Source organism: Roseobacter sp. YIN89 (assembly GCF_057219365.1).
In genome coordinates, this window is the sequence record NZ_JBXVVD010000003.1 from 626,653 (window position 1) to 642,796 (window position 16,144).

General features: G+C 55.5%; 19 protein-coding genes. 7 read left to right on the top strand and 12 right to left on the bottom strand.

Annotated features, from left to right (window positions below; all coding sequences use genetic code 11):
• Positions 1–28: 28 nt before the first annotated feature.
• The gene (locus AC2D8V_RS15410) at positions 29–301 is read left to right on the top strand and encodes a DUF4242 domain-containing protein (protein ID WP_484734456.1); all 273 of its coding nucleotides are present in this window, start codon (positions 29–31) and stop codon (positions 299–301) included.
• A 24-nt stretch (positions 302–325) separates the two neighbouring features.
• On the opposite strand, the gene AC2D8V_RS15415 is transcribed toward AC2D8V_RS15410, so the two are convergent.
• The 9 genes from AC2D8V_RS15415 to guaA all read right to left on the bottom strand — a co-directional run bounded on the left by AC2D8V_RS15415 (position 326) and on the right by guaA (position 9,476).
• Complete coding sequence (locus tag AC2D8V_RS15415; protein ID WP_484734457.1) at positions 326–943, bottom strand: TetR/AcrR family transcriptional regulator; 618 nt, start codon at positions 941–943, stop codon at positions 326–328.
• Positions 936–1,805 carry a polyphosphate kinase 2 gene (gene ppk2, locus AC2D8V_RS15420; protein WP_484734572.1) on the bottom strand — a complete coding sequence of 290 codons (870 nt, stop codon included), beginning with the start codon at positions 1,803–1,805 and terminating at the stop codon, positions 936–938. The genes AC2D8V_RS15415 and ppk2 overlap by 8 nt, the downstream gene beginning before the upstream one ends.
• Before the next feature lie 48 nt (positions 1,806–1,853).
• Entirely contained in the window at positions 1,854–2,843 is a 990-nt protein-coding gene (locus AC2D8V_RS15425) for an alpha/beta fold hydrolase (RefSeq protein ID WP_484734458.1), read from the bottom strand.
• Complete coding sequence (metA, locus tag AC2D8V_RS15430; RefSeq protein WP_484734459.1) at positions 2,818–3,735, bottom strand: homoserine O-acetyltransferase MetA; 918 nt, start codon at positions 3,733–3,735, stop codon at positions 2,818–2,820. The genes AC2D8V_RS15425 and metA overlap by 26 nt, the downstream gene beginning before the upstream one ends.
• 89 nt (positions 3,736–3,824) lie before the next feature.
• Positions 3,825–4,673 (bottom strand): ATPase, encoded by an 849-nt coding sequence (locus AC2D8V_RS15435; RefSeq protein WP_484734460.1) that lies wholly within the window; start codon positions 4,671–4,673, stop codon positions 3,825–3,827.
• Between the two features lie 60 nt (positions 4,674–4,733).
• The gene (locus tag AC2D8V_RS15440; protein ID WP_484734461.1) at positions 4,734–5,654 is read right to left on the bottom strand and encodes a DMT family transporter; all 921 of its coding nucleotides are present in this window, start codon (positions 5,652–5,654) and stop codon (positions 4,734–4,736) included.
• Between the two features lie 111 nt (positions 5,655–5,765).
• Entirely contained in the window at positions 5,766–6,881 is a 1,116-nt protein-coding gene (locus AC2D8V_RS15445) for an OmpP1/FadL family transporter (RefSeq protein ID WP_484734462.1), read from the bottom strand.
• 143 nt (positions 6,882–7,024) lie between these two features.
• Entirely contained in the window at positions 7,025–7,891 is an 867-nt protein-coding gene (locus AC2D8V_RS15450; RefSeq protein WP_484734463.1) for a DMT family transporter, read from the bottom strand.
• A gap of 22 nt (positions 7,892–7,913) precedes the next feature.
• Positions 7,914–9,476 carry a glutamine-hydrolyzing GMP synthase gene (gene guaA, locus AC2D8V_RS15455; RefSeq protein ID WP_484734464.1) on the bottom strand — a complete coding sequence of 521 codons (1,563 nt, stop codon included), beginning with the start codon at positions 9,474–9,476 and terminating at the stop codon, positions 7,914–7,916.
• A 178-nt stretch (positions 9,477–9,654) separates the two neighbouring features.
• Between guaA and AC2D8V_RS15460 the strand changes: the two genes are divergently transcribed.
• Complete coding sequence (locus tag AC2D8V_RS15460) at positions 9,655–11,196, top strand: trimethylamine methyltransferase family protein (protein WP_484734465.1); 1,542 nt, start codon at positions 9,655–9,657, stop codon at positions 11,194–11,196.
• Here the strand turns inward: AC2D8V_RS15460 and AC2D8V_RS15465 are convergent.
• The gene (locus AC2D8V_RS15465) at positions 11,189–11,488 is read right to left on the bottom strand and encodes a DUF6477 family protein (RefSeq protein ID WP_484734466.1); all 300 of its coding nucleotides are present in this window, start codon (positions 11,486–11,488) and stop codon (positions 11,189–11,191) included. The two genes, AC2D8V_RS15460 and AC2D8V_RS15465, sit on opposite strands and share 8 nt — an antisense overlap.
• Before the next feature lie 325 nt (positions 11,489–11,813).
• On the opposite strand from AC2D8V_RS15465, the gene AC2D8V_RS15470 reads away from it, so the two are divergent.
• The 4 genes from AC2D8V_RS15470 (at position 11,814) to AC2D8V_RS15485 (ending at position 14,414) form a co-directional block, all read left to right on the top strand.
• Entirely contained in the window at positions 11,814–12,110 is a 297-nt protein-coding gene (locus AC2D8V_RS15470; RefSeq protein WP_484734467.1) for a hypothetical protein, read from the top strand.
• On the top strand, positions 12,107–12,988 hold the full coding sequence (locus tag AC2D8V_RS15475; RefSeq protein ID WP_484734468.1) for a DUF6456 domain-containing protein: 882 nt from the start codon (positions 12,107–12,109) through the stop codon (positions 12,986–12,988). The genes AC2D8V_RS15470 and AC2D8V_RS15475 overlap by 4 nt, the downstream gene beginning before the upstream one ends.
• A 167-nt stretch (positions 12,989–13,155) precedes the next feature.
• Positions 13,156–14,115, top strand: coding sequence for a lipoyl synthase (gene lipA / locus AC2D8V_RS15480; RefSeq protein ID WP_484734573.1), 960 nt, complete (start codon positions 13,156–13,158; stop codon positions 14,113–14,115).
• A gap of 119 nt (positions 14,116–14,234) precedes the next feature.
• Positions 14,235–14,414: a hypothetical protein gene (locus AC2D8V_RS15485; protein WP_484734469.1), complete on the top strand. Its 180-nt coding sequence runs from the start codon at positions 14,235–14,237 to the stop codon at positions 14,412–14,414.
• Between the two features lie 202 nt (positions 14,415–14,616).
• Here the strand turns inward: AC2D8V_RS15485 and hpt are convergent, their stop codons facing one another.
• A complete protein-coding gene (gene hpt, locus AC2D8V_RS15490; protein ID WP_484734470.1) occupies positions 14,617–15,162 on the bottom strand; it encodes a hypoxanthine phosphoribosyltransferase in 546 nt (181 codons plus the stop codon).
• A 68-nt stretch (positions 15,163–15,230) separates the two neighbouring features.
• Here hpt and AC2D8V_RS15495 point away from each other — a divergent pair, with 68 nt between their 5' ends.
• Positions 15,231–15,680, top strand: coding sequence for a type II toxin-antitoxin system RatA family toxin (locus AC2D8V_RS15495; protein WP_484734471.1), 450 nt, complete (start codon positions 15,231–15,233; stop codon positions 15,678–15,680).
• Here AC2D8V_RS15495 and AC2D8V_RS15500 read toward each other — a convergent pair.
• Positions 15,677–16,144 carry a CinA family protein gene (locus tag AC2D8V_RS15500; RefSeq protein ID WP_484734472.1) on the bottom strand — a complete coding sequence of 156 codons (468 nt, stop codon included), beginning with the start codon at positions 16,142–16,144 and terminating at the stop codon, positions 15,677–15,679. The genes AC2D8V_RS15495 and AC2D8V_RS15500 overlap by 4 nt on opposite strands.

The following is a 16,144-nucleotide window of genomic DNA, read 5'->3' on the forward strand; positions in this document are numbered from 1 at the left end:
ACTCGTAAATTTTCAGGAAGGAATTGTTATGAAGAAATTCGTAATCGAGCGTGATCTTCCCGGTGTTGGTGGCATGAGTAACGATGAATTGGGAGGCGCAACCGCCAAGTCAAATGACGCCTTGGCTAAATTGAGCGGGGACGTGCAATGGCAGCATTCATACGTCGCAGGCGATAAGACATTTTGCATTTATCTCGCGAAAAACGAGGATGCGATCCATAAACATGCGGAACTCAGTGGCTTTCCGGCCACGAAGATTACTGAAGTGAAAACGATTATTGATCCTACAACGGGGCAATAAGCGCGGCCGCCTCAACAAGGCCCGTCAACTGTCTGGAGCGATCAAACCCAGGCCACGCAAGTAAATACCAATTCCGGTTTCGAGAAGATCGTCAGCCGGGAACGGCGATGCACGCCCCGGCGAGTTTCGGGCAAACAGCTCAACCACGCCGTGGCTCATCGCCCAGATATGCGCGGAAAACATTGACGCGGGCGGTCGCTTGTCTGCAGGGATATGCTGACTGAGGTCGGATGCCGCCTTTTCCAGCACCGCGCTTGCTCGCGCCGAGACTGCAGCCAGTTCTGGCGAGCGGTTCACCGATATCCCACTTTCAAACATCGCGATATAGTGACCGGGGTATTTGCGTGCAAAGGCAAGATAGGCTCGCCCCGTCGCAGTAAAGGCTGACAGGGCAGAAGGTTGGCCTTCTTCGTAGGCGTATTCCATCAAATCGGCAAAAATTTCATACCCTTGCCGCGCGGCTTCCGCGATCAGATCCTCACGACCTTGAAAGTGCCGGTATACGGCTGCGGGTGTGACACCGGCCTGTTTGGCAGCTTCGGACAGTGTAAAGCCCGTCGGCCCCTTTTCCTCGATCAGTTCAAGCGCTGCATCAATCAATGCCTGTCGCAAGTTCCCATGGTGATACCCGCGTTTAGGCATGCCACAAGTCCAAACCACCGCATACCTTGGCGTCCACCTCGCCCACGGCATCGCGGTCTTTGCGGGTATAGTCGAGCGCTGACAACACCGTGCGTATCACATCAAGCCTGGCGCGCCTTTTGTCGTCGGACCGCACGATTGTCCAAGGTGCGGCAGCGTGATTGGATTTTGTCAGCGTTTCCCAAATGGCGCTTGAATACCTGTCCCAGCGTTTGAGACCTTCGACATCAATCCAGCTTAATTTCCACTGTTTCAGCGGGTCTTTTTCACGTGCAAGCATTCGCCGTAATTGTTCTGATTGCCCCACGTTGAGCCAGAACTTGAACAACTTGATATTGTCCTCGACAAGCATTTCTTCAAATGGGTTCACCTGCGCAAAAAAATGCGCGCGTTGTTCTGGCGTGCAAAAATCGAACACATGCTCCACGACCCCGCGGTTGTACCAACTGCGATCAAAAAAAGCGAGTTCTCCGCCTGCGGGCAGATGCTGGATATACCTCTGGAAATACCATTGGCTGCTTTCCGTCTCGGTCGGTTTTTGCAAGGCTACTATCCGCGCGCCACGTGGATTGAGGTTGGCGCGAAAGCGGCTGATCGTTCCGCCTTTGCCGGCACCATCACGGCCTTCGAACACAATGGCTATCCGTGTGCCACTTTCTTTTACCCAAGCCTGCATTTTGACCAGCTCAATTTGCAAGTCTTCCAGCTCTTTTTCATACTGTTCGCGATCCATGCGCTCTTGGTACGGATAGCTGTCGGCCAGAATATCGTTCTTGTCGGCGTCTTTTATCGAATGACGTACGTCTTTGGGGGCGTCATTTTCGTAGAACGCGCTGATGGCTCCGTCAAAAGGCAGGTCCATACGGCCTCCGTTTGTATTTATTTTCATATATATGGGATGTTAATACGATTAACGCAAACCCGCGCGGCGTTCGACCCGTGTGATGGCGTCCAGTGTTGCTTCAACATCAGCATGATGTGGCATGTGACCAACGCCGGGCATCCGTGTGAGCACCGCATCCGGCAGCTGCGCGGATAAAGGTTCGGCGTGAATGTCCATCGGCACGGTTTTATCGGCTTCACCGTGCAGAATTTCCACTGGCATTGTAAGCGAACCGTAGTGTGTCACCATTTCGCGAATATGCGGCTTGAGGTTATTGACCTGTTGCGCATTGGCGCGCAGGGCACTGCGCCGTAGGCTCATTTCCGGGCCAAAGTGTGCCAGATACCCTTCCGGCGGGCGTTGCGGGGCGAATATTTCGCCCAGCATATCCTGAAACACAGTCCGAGGTGTTACCGCAGTAATCAGCGGGATGGCGACTAGACTGCCGAACCGTGTTGAATTCATCCGGTAAAGCCAACCCAGCTTGCCGGGCCAAGGGTTTGCAACACCTGCGAGCAATACAAGCCCCGCTGTGTCTTTCGGTCTTTCGATGGCCCACGCCAGCGCGATCGCCCCGCCGAAGGAATGACCAACGACAATCGGATTGGTTACCCCGACCGCATCTGCTGCGCCCTGCAAAAGACGCGCTTGCAGCCGTGGCGGTTCATAGGCTTTTGACCAGGCGCCACCATATCCGGGAGGGCGCTCAGACCAACCTAGCCCCGGACGGTCGATCGCAATAACCCGGTGGGTGGTCGACAGCCGCTCTGCCAGATCAAACGTGAAATCACGCAAACTGCCACTCGCACCATGAATTAAAATAATATCAGTGCCTTGTCCGCTCACCTTAAGGTGAATTTTCGTACCTTCCACCTTAACAAATTGTCCGCTGGGTGGGTTGGTATCGCGTGCTTCTGCCTCGCGCGAGCCTGCGCGCCATTGGACCATGGCCACGCAAACAGCCGCGATCAGTCCAACCGAAACAAGCGTTTTAAAGGCCAATGGCGTCAAGATCATATGGCGTGTCCTGGTAAACTTCGGTCAACCAGTTGCCATATAGAAGATGTGCGTGACTTCTCCAGCGATTCAGTGGTTGCTGTGAAGGATCGTCATCCGGATAGTAATTCAGCGGCACGTTGATCGGTGTGCCTGCGTCAATATCTCGGTCGTACTCCTGCTTGAGCGTATCGCTGTCGTACTCGAAGTGATTGAAGATGTAGAGGGCGCGATGGCCTTTGTCTTCGACCAGGCACGGGCCCACTTCATCGCTGCCAAGCAAGGTCTTCAAACCGCTCGCCGCGTCGATCTCTTCCTGACGCATCTCGGTCCAGCGCGAAACCGGAATTACGCAATCGTCGGAAAACCCGCGCAAATAGGGTGATGCGGGCGCAAGGTTGCGATGCCGAAAGCATCCGAATGCCTTGGCGTCGAGCATGTGCTTTTTCACACCGTGAAAATGATTGATCATCGCCATTCCGCCCCAGCACACGCCGAAGGTGGAATGCACATTGGTCTGTGTCCAGTCCATGACTTCACGCAGTTCGTCCCAATAGGTCACATCCTGAAAATCCAGATGTTCGATAGGCGCGCCAGTAATGATCAAACCGTCGAATTTCTCCGATTTCACATCCTGAAACGGGCGATAGAACTCGGCCATATGTTCTGCTGCCGTGTTGCGCGTCTGGTGTTCGGACATGCGTATCAACTCAAATTCGATCTGCAATGGCGTCGCCCCGATCAATCGAGCAAACTGGTTTTCAGTCTGGATCTTTTTGGGCATCAGATTGAGCAGTGCGATGCGCAAGGGCCGGATATCTTGTCGGGCAGCCTGATCCGGGTCCATCACAGACACACCCTCACGCGTTAGCACGTCGTAAGCGGGGAGATCGGCTGGTATCTTGATTGGCATGTCAGCTTCCGAAGCTTGGGGTGGGCTGGAGAAATAGGACGTTGCGGATCAGGTCACAAGGGGGCAGGGATCACGAGGCAGTGACGCGGTTAAAGGCAGGACGCGACAAGATCGTCAAAGTCCTGCGGGGTCTGCAACGCCGAAACCTGATCTGCCGTCACCGTAATGCCCCAACGCGCCATCGCTGCATAGCGCGGCTGGCGGTGTGCAAGAGCCCGCGCATAGGTGAACCGGATAAAGTCATCCGGGTCGACCGCATTCTCGTCGCATCCCTTGCTGTCCAGATATTCGCGCCATGCAGCCGTCAGGAATGCAGGTTGATACGCCATCGGTTTGGGCGCGCGGTCAAAGCGCCTTATCAGTTCCTGAGTGTGGGCATCGTCACCCTTGATCCATATCATCAGACAGTGTTTTGAGAGATCCAACATGAGCGGATCGTTTTCATCTTCGGGATCAACCCACTCGCAGATTGACCCACCCGTATCGCAGATGAAATTCGGGTAGCCGTAGAGCGCTTCGGCGCGGCGGGCAAAGTGGCTGGTGTCGTAAAGAGCCGCGATTTCGGCCTGACGAAACTGCTCTTGGCGACGCTGGTATTCGTGCATTGCCAGACCACCTTTGTCCGGCGCGCCGGGCTTTCCGAGATAGGTCGCCACGGGCGAAAGGTTTTCAAAAGTGATGTTGGACCCGATGTAAATGCTGTCGCTCATCAAAAGATCACGCAGGAAAGGGACTTTCATTGCTTCGGCTTTGGCGTTATCGGCAATGTACTCTCCCATGTACCGGGTGCCGATACGGTAATCGATCGAGTAATGAAACCAGGTGCCGCTCGCCCGAAGCAGGTTGGACATATGTGTCTTTCCCAGACCTGACATGCCATAGACCAGCACGGATTTACGTGGCGCGTCACGCCACTCGGCGGCAGAAGAATAAAGCATCAAGCGGCCCTTCAGGGTCAGAATTCACCTGAGGTTTCCTAGCCTTGTGGGACCCTAGCGTCAATCGTGTGGCCGCGCAGCGGGAAAGCGGCGCAGCGCGCGTCCGTCGAGAATAACCAGACCGAGCGCCAGCAAAGCGAACCCAGCGTATGCGTTGGGTGCGAGCGTCTCTCCAAGCATCAATGCGCCTGCAATGATGGCAACCGGCGCTACCAGTAACGTCACCAGCATCAAGTTACCGCTGCCCGCCATGCCAAGCACCTGATAGTACAAAAGATAAGCGCCGGCTGTGGCGATCACGGCGTAATAGCCGATCGCTGCCAGCGTTCGTGGCTCAAGTGACAGGGTCAGCGGCCCTTCCACCCAGACTGCAATCGGGATGGTCAGCAAGCTTGAGCCAGTTAGCATTCCGGCGGCGGCCACCTGCGGAGCAAGACCTGACAGATGTTTACGCGCCCAGGCACCGGCAAGAGCATAAGACACTGTACCGGCAAGCACCGCGAGTTGTGCAAGGGAACGGATGTCAAAGTCGCGCAGATTTTCCAGACCGATCGCCGTCGCGACACCAAAAAAGCCAAGACCGACCCCAAACGCCTTACGCGCGCTTAAACGTTCGTCTGCAAAGAATATGGCCGCGACGATGACGCCAAAGATCGCAGTCGCGGCATTCAGGATAGATGTCAGGCCGCTTTCAATGTGGAGCTGTCCCCAAGCCATGAGCGAAAAGGGTAAGACGTTGTTCAATAAACCCATCACCAGAAACGCGCCCCAAACATGAGGGGATCTTGGTACAGGTAAACGCATCGCCAAGACCACGCACCAAAGCACAAGCATTGCCCAGAAGGTTCGGTGTGCCACTGACGTCAGTGGCCCGATCTCATCAAGTGCGATACGGATCGACACAAAACTCAATCCCCAGATTGAGCCGAGTGCCAAGAGCGAAACCCACGCTCGGGTCGATATCGTTTTTTGTTCAACCATGCCTGCGTTCTAGAAAGCTGCTTGCCCGTGCACCACCCGAATCTTGCGGAAAAGAAAACGCCCGCAGCAAACAGCTACGGGCGCATTCAGTGCTGCATAAAATCGTCGCGATCAGAAGCGGTAAGCCACTTTCAGGCCAAATGCGACCGCGTCATTGTCATTAAAGTCCGCGGCCGGGAAACCACCGGCGACCGTATTGGTATCGCCGATACGGATATAGCGAACACCAGCAGTGATCTCGTATTTGCCTTGCGTGTAAATCGCGGCCAGCGAAATGCTTTCCTGACCATCTGCGGGCCCAAGGTTGGTGAAGGGGTTTCCGGTGTTTTCTTCATACCCAATGGAGGCAGCGACCGCCCAGCGATCATTGATCCGGCGACCGACACCCAGCGTGTAGGTGACGACATCTTCCTGATAGCTCAGCAAAGGACCACCGGTTACGGCCACATACTGTGCCGGATCAAGCGCGAAGTCTGACCAGTCCACCCAGCGGATACCGCCGAAAAGCAATGTTTTCGGCGCAACACCAGTTTGGAATTCAAGGTTTACCGACTGCGGCGTTTCAAACTCTGTCGATGTAGTGAGTGTCCCGACGCCCAACGTGGTTTCGACTGTATCGACCGAGTGCGAGATTTCCGAATTGTAGGTAAGCGATACGCGCAGCGCGATGTCTGGACGTTCGTAGGCAACACCAGCAACATAGCCCAGCCCGTAATGCACATCGGCATCAGCAGTATAGAAAAGGGGTGGGCCGACAGGCCGGATAAAGTTTACATCCGCTTGCGCTTCGACAGACTGAAGTCGCAAACCGCCGTAGACCGAGAACCCGCTTTCCATGTTGTATTGCAGCAGGCCGGTCAGCGCACGTGCTTCAAAGTCGGCTTTCGAGGTGCTGGCGAAATAGCCGGTGCCCGCAGGGTAATCGACGTCAGCACCGAAAGGTTCGTCAAGGATCAGTGCATATGACCATGTCTCGTTGATGTCGGCTTTGTACGCCGCACCAAACCGCAGGTAGCTTGGCGCGATATCGCCAGAGCCTGTGCCATTGGCGAAAGGCGCGCGTGCTACACCCGTTATGTCTGGCGACACGCCAGCGATCGAAAACTCAAGATAGCGGCCTGGTTCGAAAAGCGCTTCAATCGATTGTCCGGAGCGGTCGATGCCACCTGCAGATACTGCGCCCGCCGTGAGGCAAACAGCAGCTGCGCTGCTCATATAGTGTTTCATGTTATCTCCTCCCCAGAAGATTTGACCTGCGCAAAGGTAACGGAAATGTAAAATCACAGGCGTCCGCAATTAATCACGGATACAAAATGCGTCAACGCGTGACGCAGGGGAAAAAACAGTTGTGACCCCACGTCATAACCAGTTCATCGTGTGCGAGAGCGCGTTTCCGACCAGATATTCAGGTAAATTCCACCGAAAATGATCGCGCCGCCGACGAAAACCCAAATATCCACCGCCTCACCGTAAAGCAGCATCCCGATCACGGCAATTGTTGGCAATCTTACAAAATCAAAGGGTACCACGATGGTTGCGGGGGCGAGTGCCAATGCGTTTGTGATGCAAAAGTGCGCAAGCAAACCGGCCGCCCCGATAAGAACGACAAACGGAAGTGCAGCAAGAGACGGCACTGCTATGTCGCCATCGTATCCGGCTGCAATCAGGCCAAAGACCAATTGCATTGTGGTCAGGTAAAACAGGATGCAGGTAATGGTTTGCGTGCGTGTGAGTTTCTTGGTGATCATCAGCGTAAGCGCGAAAAAAATCGCGCAGGATGCCGCCGTAACCAACCCGGCGTTAATCCCGGCCATATCCGGACGTGCCACCACCAGAATGCCTCCAAAACCGATCAACGCAGCGAGGCCTTTGATTGCAGTCAACCGTTCACCTAGCACGAGAGGCGACAAGACAATCACCCACAGGGGCGTGGTAAACTCCAATGCAAAGACCTGCGCCAGCGGAATGACAGTTACCGCATAAAACCAAAGGTTCTGCCCGGTGAAATGGGCAAGGTTGCGCACTGTTTGCAGGCCCATGTTGCGCGTATTGATTTGCTTGAGTGTGCCGAACAGCACTGCCACAGCAACCACGATGATCACCCCGAAGAGGCTGCGGTACATCATGATTTCAAACGTGTCGAGTTCGGTCGAAACTTCGCGTCCGGCAACTGCCATTGACGAAAATGACGCGATCGCACCGGTCATCCACACCGCCGCTTTGAGCGTGGTGTTCATGGGGTGAGCCTTGAAGCCGGCGTTATTCCCACTCGATAGTACCGGGAGGTTTTGAGGTGATGTCGTAGGTTACACGGTTGATACCGGGTACTTCGTTGATGATGCGTGTCGCTGTTTCACCGAGAAACTCGTGGCTGAACGGATAATAATCGGCCGTCATCCCATCTACGGAAGTGACTGCGCGCAAGGCGCAAGCAAAATCATATGTGCGGCCATCACCCATTACGCCGACCGTCCGAACCGGCAGGATCGCCACAAAAGCCTGCCAGATGTCATCGTAAAGCCCATGCTTTCGAATCTGATCGATATAGACCGCGTCTGCCTCGCGCAGAATATCGAGTTTTTCGCGCGTGATCTCGCCAGGACAGCGGATCGCCAGACCTGGCCCGGGGAAGGGGTGCCGTCCGATAAAGCTGGGCGGCAGGCCCAGTTCTCGTCCCAGCGCGCGCACCTCGTCCTTGAAAAGTTCCCGCAATGGTTCCACCAGCTTCATGTTCATCCGTTCTGGCAGACCACCCACGTTGTGGTGGGATTTGATCGTCACCGACGGCCCCCCTGAAAAGCTGACAGACTCGATAACATCGGGGTAGAGCGTGCCTTGCGCCAGAAAATCCGCCCCGCCCGTTTCTTTTGCGTATTTTTCGAACACATCGATAAAGAGGCCGCCGATAATCTTGCGCTTTGTTTCGGGGTCACTAACCCCTTCAAGCTTACCGAGGAACAATTCCGACTCGTCGGCGTGGATAAGCGGCAGGTTGTAGTGCTCGCGAAACATGCCTACGACCTGTTCGCTTTCGCCTTTGCGCATCAGCCCATGGTCCACGTATACGCAGGTCAGTTGATCGCCGATGGCTTCGTGGATCAGAACCGCAGCAACAGAGCTGTCAACGCCGCCGGAAAGGGCACAAATCACCTTTCCATCGCCGACCTGTTCACGAATGCGCGCAATGGCCTCTTCACGGTACGCGCCCATGGTCCAGTCGCCTTTGAAACCGGCCAACCGCACAAAGTTCTCGTAAAGTTTGGCACCGTTTGGCGTGTGATGAACCTCCGGGTGGAATTGTACGGCGTAAAAGTGCCGATCCGGGTCTGCCGTAATCGCGAATGGAGCATTAGGAGATGTACCGTAAACATCAAATCCCGGTGCGATCTTGCTCACGTGATCGCCATGGCTCATCCAGACCTGTTCACGATCCGCGGCAAACCATCCGTCCAGCAAGGACAACTTGTCAGCGGTCGGTGTTACGAATGCCCGCCCGAACTCGGCGGTTCCCTGACCACGCTCCACGTGACCGCCAAGGCAATGCATCATCACCTGCTGGCCGTAGCAGATTCCGAGGATCGGCACGCCAAGGTCAAACACCGATTTCGGTGGCATTGGCGCCCCATCCGCAAAAACCGAACTGGGACCACCCGAGAAAATGACTGCTCTTGGGGCAAATTCGGACAGAAAGGCATCTGTCACCAAATTGAACGGATGGATTTCGCAGTAAACGTTCAACTCTCGCAAGCGACGGGCGATCAACTGCGTCACTTGGCTGCCAAAGTCGATGATGAGGAGGCGGTCGTGGGTATCTGTGCTCATGGATGCTGATTATGCGCAAGGTCAGCCGCTGGCAAGCCTGAGAATGCCCGTACCTGCCGGCGACCGGCCTGACGCTGCGGTCATGTCGCTTTTTGCTCTGCAAGGACGCAAGTGAGGTGCGGCCGCCGCTGAGGTTGCGGTAGATACGTGCCAACAATCGCATTAGGGAATCGAATCCATGGCAGTTGCAGAACGCAGGCGTTCAAGAGGCGGCGGGGGCGCCGCGCGGCGCGCTGAGCGCGGTGCCGTTTCGTTTGAGACGGCACGGTTCATCGAACGCAATATTCCGAACTTCGAAGTGCTGACGGAAGAAGCTCTCGAAACCATTGAGTACAACGCCGAAACCGTTTTGGAAGAAATCGGCGTCAACTTCGTGGAAAACCCGGTCGCGCTTCAACGCTGGCGTGATGCGGGCGCCGACGTAGAAGGCGAACGTGTGCGCATTCCGCGCGGGCTGGCGCGTAAACTCTGCGCCACGGCACCCTCACAATTCACCCAACACGCAAGAAATCCGGCGCGCAACGTTGACATCGGCGGGCGCAACCTCGTTTTGGCACCGGTTTATGGTCCGCCGTTTGTGCGCGATTCTACCGGCGGAAGGCGATATGCGACGATCGAAGATTTCCGCAAGTTCGTGAAACTTGGGTACATGTCCAAGTGGCTGCACCACTCTGGCGGAACAGTTTGCGAGCCGACGGACATTCCCGTCAACAAACGCCACCTCGACATGCTGCATGCGCACATGACCCTGAGCGACAAGCCGTTCATGGGGTCGGTCACCGAACCGTCGCGGGCTCAAGACAGTGTCGAGATGTGTGAAATTCTGTTCGGCAAAGACTTTGTCCAGCAGAACACCGTGATGACTTCGCTGATCAACGTAAATTCGCCAATGACCTTTGACGACGTGATGATGGGCGCGTTGGAAGTCTATGCGCAAAACAATCAGGCTTGCATCATATCGCCGTTTATCGTCGGCGGTGCCATGGCGCCGGTTTCTGTTGCTGGTACGCTGACGCAGGTCCTTGCCGAAGGTTTGGCCGGTATTGCCTATAGCCAACTGATCCGACCGGGTGCTCCGGTGATCATGGGCGCGTTTGTCACCTCGATCGACATGAACTCAGGTGCCCCGACGTTTGGTACCCCAGAAGCATCGCACATTACATATGGCGCAGGCCAACTTGCACGCCGACTGGGATTGCCATATCGGTCCGCCGGTTCATTCTGCGGCTCCAAGCTACCCGATGCACAGGCAGCCTATGAGAGTGCAAACAGCCTGAATATGGGTCTTTTGTCGGGCGTGAACTTTATGCTGCATGCCTGCGGGTGGCTCGAAGGCGGCCTCGTATCCTCGTTTGAAAAGTTCGTGATGGACGCTGATCAACTCGGGACGCTACACCATTTCGCAAAAGGTGTCGCCTTGGACGAGGACGCTCAGGCTCTGGACGCCATCCGCGAAGTCGGCCCCGGCGGACATTACCTTGGCTGCGACCACACACAGCGCAATTTTAAATCAGCGTTCTGGAAATCTGACCTTCTGGACTACAAGCCCTTTGAAACTTGGGATGACGAGGGCGCGCGCGATACTCAGGCACTGGCCGGTATCAGGGTTGAAAAGCTACTGGCCGATTACCAGCAACCGGCGCTCGATCAAGGGATCGCCGATGGGCTGAACGACTACATCGCGCGTAAAAAGGCAGAGACGTCGGACAGCTTTATGTAGATTGGCTGGTTTGCGAGGCGCGCAGAATGCGGGCCTCGCCGAGCATCGCAATCAACAAATCTACATGGCGCACCAAGCTGTAGCTGGAATCACCGGCGATACGCAGCGCGTTAACATCGCTTTCGAGATCAATCAGCCGCAACAGGGCTGCTGCATGGCGCGGCATCACACCATATCCCAAAAGGCGCGGCAGGTGCATGTCGCGCCGATAGTCTTCTGAACCGATGCGTGCCGCACGCATGAGCAACGTGGGGCGGCGCAGGGAGTGCAGCATCGAGATAACGTCTTGCATATTGGGTAGTCCTTTCGCTCTGCCTGACCGAGACCATCGGCCATTTGGCATCGCGTTATGGCACGGGTAGACACACTGTTGCGAAAACCGGCTGAGCTGCGCCCAGCACGAGTCACCAATTATTTACCCATGTTTCCAAAAGCTTGATGTGTGAGATTGTGGCGTAACTGTTGCGCAATCTGCGTTCCAACCGCGCGCAACCTTAAGACTGTCTATGCAAAGGATACAATAGCTTTAGCCATCTTCTCAATTAACGAACAGGTAACAGTATTCTCTTTTAGGTTGATAGGTAGAATTTTACTCAACCTTGATATGGTGCACCACCATGACCAAACAATCGCAAAATGCGGAGACCGCATGTGCCAAAAGCATTCGCGCCTTTCCCCATTGGGTGCCTCGCGCCGCACAAATGTACCTTGCGCACACAGAAGCAGGGTTTCCAATCAGGGCACTTGCCCGTGTCACCGGAAACCATGCATCGACAATTTTGCGTCAGATCCGGCGGATTGAAACACGACGCGACGATCCCTTGGTGGATGCCGCATTGCGCCACTTGGGTGTGATGCATTTCGCGGTGGCACGCACACAGCTTTCGATGACTGGAAAGGCAGAAAAACGATGAGCTTCCAAGAGAAAATAACCACCCCAATTCCCGCCGAAGACATGTTGGACGACGCCCGGTTTATGGCGGAGGCGGCGCGAGTCTTGCGTCGATTGTGCGAAAAGGGCGCTGTGCTGGCAGTCGCGTTGGAAATGGAAAAGGCGGTCATCGTGCGCGACGATGCGGGGGGTGCTGCGCAGCGCACAGGGGTGGTTGCGCGCGAAGTTGCCGAAGCGATGGCGCTGAAGGATTGGATCAGCGCGCAGCAGTCAGGAAAGATCACACGATATACCATTACGCCTGCAGGACGCACGGCGATCGAGGATTTTCTTGGCAAGGTGCAGGAAGAAGCGTGTCCGGGCTTTGCGGAGAACCAAAGCGCATTCACGGACCAAGACCGGTTGTGGGACACGCGCGATTCAACGTCTTTGGATGCAGGGCGGTCGCGGCGTATGCGCTATAACCTTGCTGAAAGCCCACTGACCGCGTTGGCACGTCGCCGCGACAAAAACGGCGAGCGGTTCTTGTCGGAAGATCTGGTGAGTGCGGGCGAACAACTGCGTGAAGACTTTGAACTTGCCCAGATGGGACCACGGGTCTCGCAGAACTGGGACCGTTTTCTCACCACTGCCGGGCGCGAAACCTTTGTTCCGGACAGCGGCGTCGGGGACGGCCCGTCTGCCGCACGCACCCGTGTGGCTGACGCCTTGCAAGAACTCGGGCCCGGTTTGTCCGATGTCGCGCTGAGGTGCTGCTGCTATCTTGAAGGGCTTGAAACGGCCGAAAAGAAAATGGGGTGGTCGGCCAGATCAGGCAAAATTGTGTTGCGGATCGCACTTATGCGGCTCAAGCGGCATTACGATGAAACTGTCGGTCCGGGGGGGCCTCTGATCGGCTAGCAGTTTCATCCGACCGCTTGCATGGGGGCGCAGCTTTTGTCTGTGCCCCCTTTTTTGCGCGACATTGCACGTGGTGCAAGGCAGGCATGCGGCCTGCGACAGCAGCGCCGGTTGAAACCGACCGGACAAAGACGCTACATGTGAACCAAGTCTCCAAGGAGTGCCACATGGCCACGCGCGATCTGAAAATTCCCGAGCAGCGTCACCCCGAGAAAGCACGCAAGCCGGACAATCCACAGCCGAAGAAACCAGATTGGATTCGCGTCAAAGCACCCGGCGGCAAGGGGTATACCGAAACAGCACGCATCATGCGCGACAACAACCTCGTCACTGTTTGCGAAGAAGCAGGCTGCCCGAACGTCGGCGAGTGCTGGAGTCAGGGTCACGCCACCATGATGATCATGGGTGAGGTTTGCACCCGTGCGTGTACGTTCTGCAACATTGCTACCGGTAAACCCCCGGAGGATCTGGACGCGTTTGAGCCGGGCAGGGTGGCACATGCCGTCGAAAAACTCGGGTTGAACCACGTTGTGATTACCTCGGTTGATCGCGATGATGTCGAAGACGGCGGTGCTGAGCACTTTGCCCAGACAATCCGCGCTGTGCGCCATCGCAGCCCATCAACGACGATTGAAATACTGACGCCGGATTTCATCAAGAGCAGCCCAGGTGCGCTTGAAAAAGTTGTTGCCGCCAAACCGGACGTATTCAATCACAATCTGGAAACCGTGCCTGGTCTTTATCCCGAGGTACGCCCCGGCGCGCGCTACTTCCATTCGCTGCGACTATTGCAACGGGTTAAAGAGATTGATCCTTCAATCTTCACCAAATCCGGCATCATGGTCGGCTTGGGAGAAGACAGGCAGGCAGTTATCCAAGTGATGGAAGACATGCGCGCCGCCGATATCGACTTTTTGACAATCGGACAGTACCTGCAACCGACGCCCAAACACCATAAAGTTGACCGATTTGTGCATCCCGATGAGTTTGCGGCTTATGAAAAAGCGGCGTACGGCAAAGGGTTTCTGATGGTTTCCGCGACCCCGTTGACCCGATCCTCGTATCATGCGGGCGACGATTTTGAACGGCTGCGCGCCGCGCGAGAACGGAAATTGGGGTCGGGGTAACTCTTTGCACAATACAGCCATGGGTCAAAGAGTCACTGGCGGCGCAACCTTAGGTATAATAATAACTGCATCAGAAAAAATTGGTCGCAACGCTTGGCTAAGGGGGCGATTGCCAAGAGATGTCTGAAAATCATTGGGCCGTGTTTGCCTTGCGCGATATACAAAGCGCCATAGATCCAGAGCGATACGAGGTAGCAGCGTATCATATCGAAGACGCGATCGAAGCGATCCTAGCGCGCGATCAGCAAGACGCGAACGACACCGTGTCGTTGACGGATCAGCGCGAGTTACCAAGATAATATTTACAAAGTCATTTGTCCGCGAACGGAGACTAAGGCTTCATCCGTTGCGCCGTTAGTGCATCTGGCCAAAGGTCAGCTGCTTCCAGGCCAGCGATAATCAACGCCAAAGCGATCACCGAAAACACGAGTATCACGCGTCGCGCCGAAGGTGGGCGGCGTGCCCAAAGCGACATGCGGTACAACCATGACAGGCGCATGACTAAGCGCTTTCCGGAAAGCGAACTTTGCCGATGAAAGGAAGATTGCGGTTGCGCTGAGCATAGTCGATCCCGTAGCCGACCACGAATTCATCCGGTATTTCAAACCCGATCCAATCAGCACGAAAGTCTACCTCGCGCCGGGATGGCTTGTCCAAAAGTGCGATTGATTTCAAACGCTTGGGGTGTCTGCTTTGCAGTAGGTGCGTCACGTGATTAAGCGTGTGACCGGTGTCCACAATATCCTCGACAACCAAGACATCGCGGCCTTCTATGGCGCCGCGCAAGTCTTTGAGGATGCGTACTTCACGGCTGCTCTCCATACCGTCCCCATAGCTCGATGCTTCGAGAAAATCGACTTCGATGGGCAAGTCCAGTTCGCGCACTAAATCGGCGATAAAGACAAAGCTGCCACGCAGCAGACCAACGACAACCAGCTTGTCCGTTCCATCGAATTCCTGCCGAATTTCAGCACAGAGGCCCTCTATGCGTGCAGCAATCGATTTCGCCGAAATCATCTGGTCTATGACATAAGGACGCGCTGACATGAGTTGCACCTTGAATTTACCGAGCGGACATAGAACATGATGGCTAACGTGAGCCTGACAACAAATCAATGCCGACCCATTCCGAAACCCGAATACTGCCCTACAGCGCGCAACAGATGTACGACCTCGTCGCAGACGTGGGGCGCTATCCTGAGTTTTTGCCGTGGTGTTCTGCCGCGCGTGTCAAATCGGTAACCCCTCAGGGGGATACCGAAATTATGACCGCTGACCTCGTCATCAGTTTCAAAGTATTCCGTGAACGCTTTACCAGCCGGGTCGTGCTGAACCAAGGCGCGCGGTCAATCGATACGGAATATATCGATGGTCCATTCCGCTACATGAAATCCACATGGAAATTCAAAGATGTGGATGGTGGATGTGAAGTTTCGTTTTTTGTGGATTTCGCGTTTCGCAACATGATCTTACAAAGGTTGATTGGAGTCGTGTTTAACGAGGCGATGCACCGGATCGTCCGCGCGTTCGAAGAGCGTGCCGCAGAACTTTACAGTACCGGCTAGGCCAGTCGGTCGCGCAGCAGACGCAAAGCATGGTCACAAGCCGCTTGCCGCACCTCTCGCCGCCCTCTTGCTCCAAACTCCACCGTTTCGACGCGCACGTCACCGTTGAATGCCGTGGCAAAGCAAACACGGCCTTCAGGCTTGTGCTCTGATCCACCTGGTCCTGCAATACCGGTTATCGACACCGCCAGAGATGCACCGGAAAACTCTATCGCACCAAGCGCCATTTCGACCGCGACTTCTTCGGACACGGCGCCATGCGCTTCGAGTGTTGCGGCCTTAACACCCAGCATCTGCATCTTGGCAGCGTTGGAGTAGGTGACAAATCCGCGTTCCACCACGGCTGAAGAACCCGCGATGTCTGTCAACGCGGCGGCCACCAACCCACCCGTGCAGCTTTCAGCCGTTGCGATCATCACTGATTTTCGCTTGCCGGCCTCCAATACTTCGCGCGCAACGGTCAT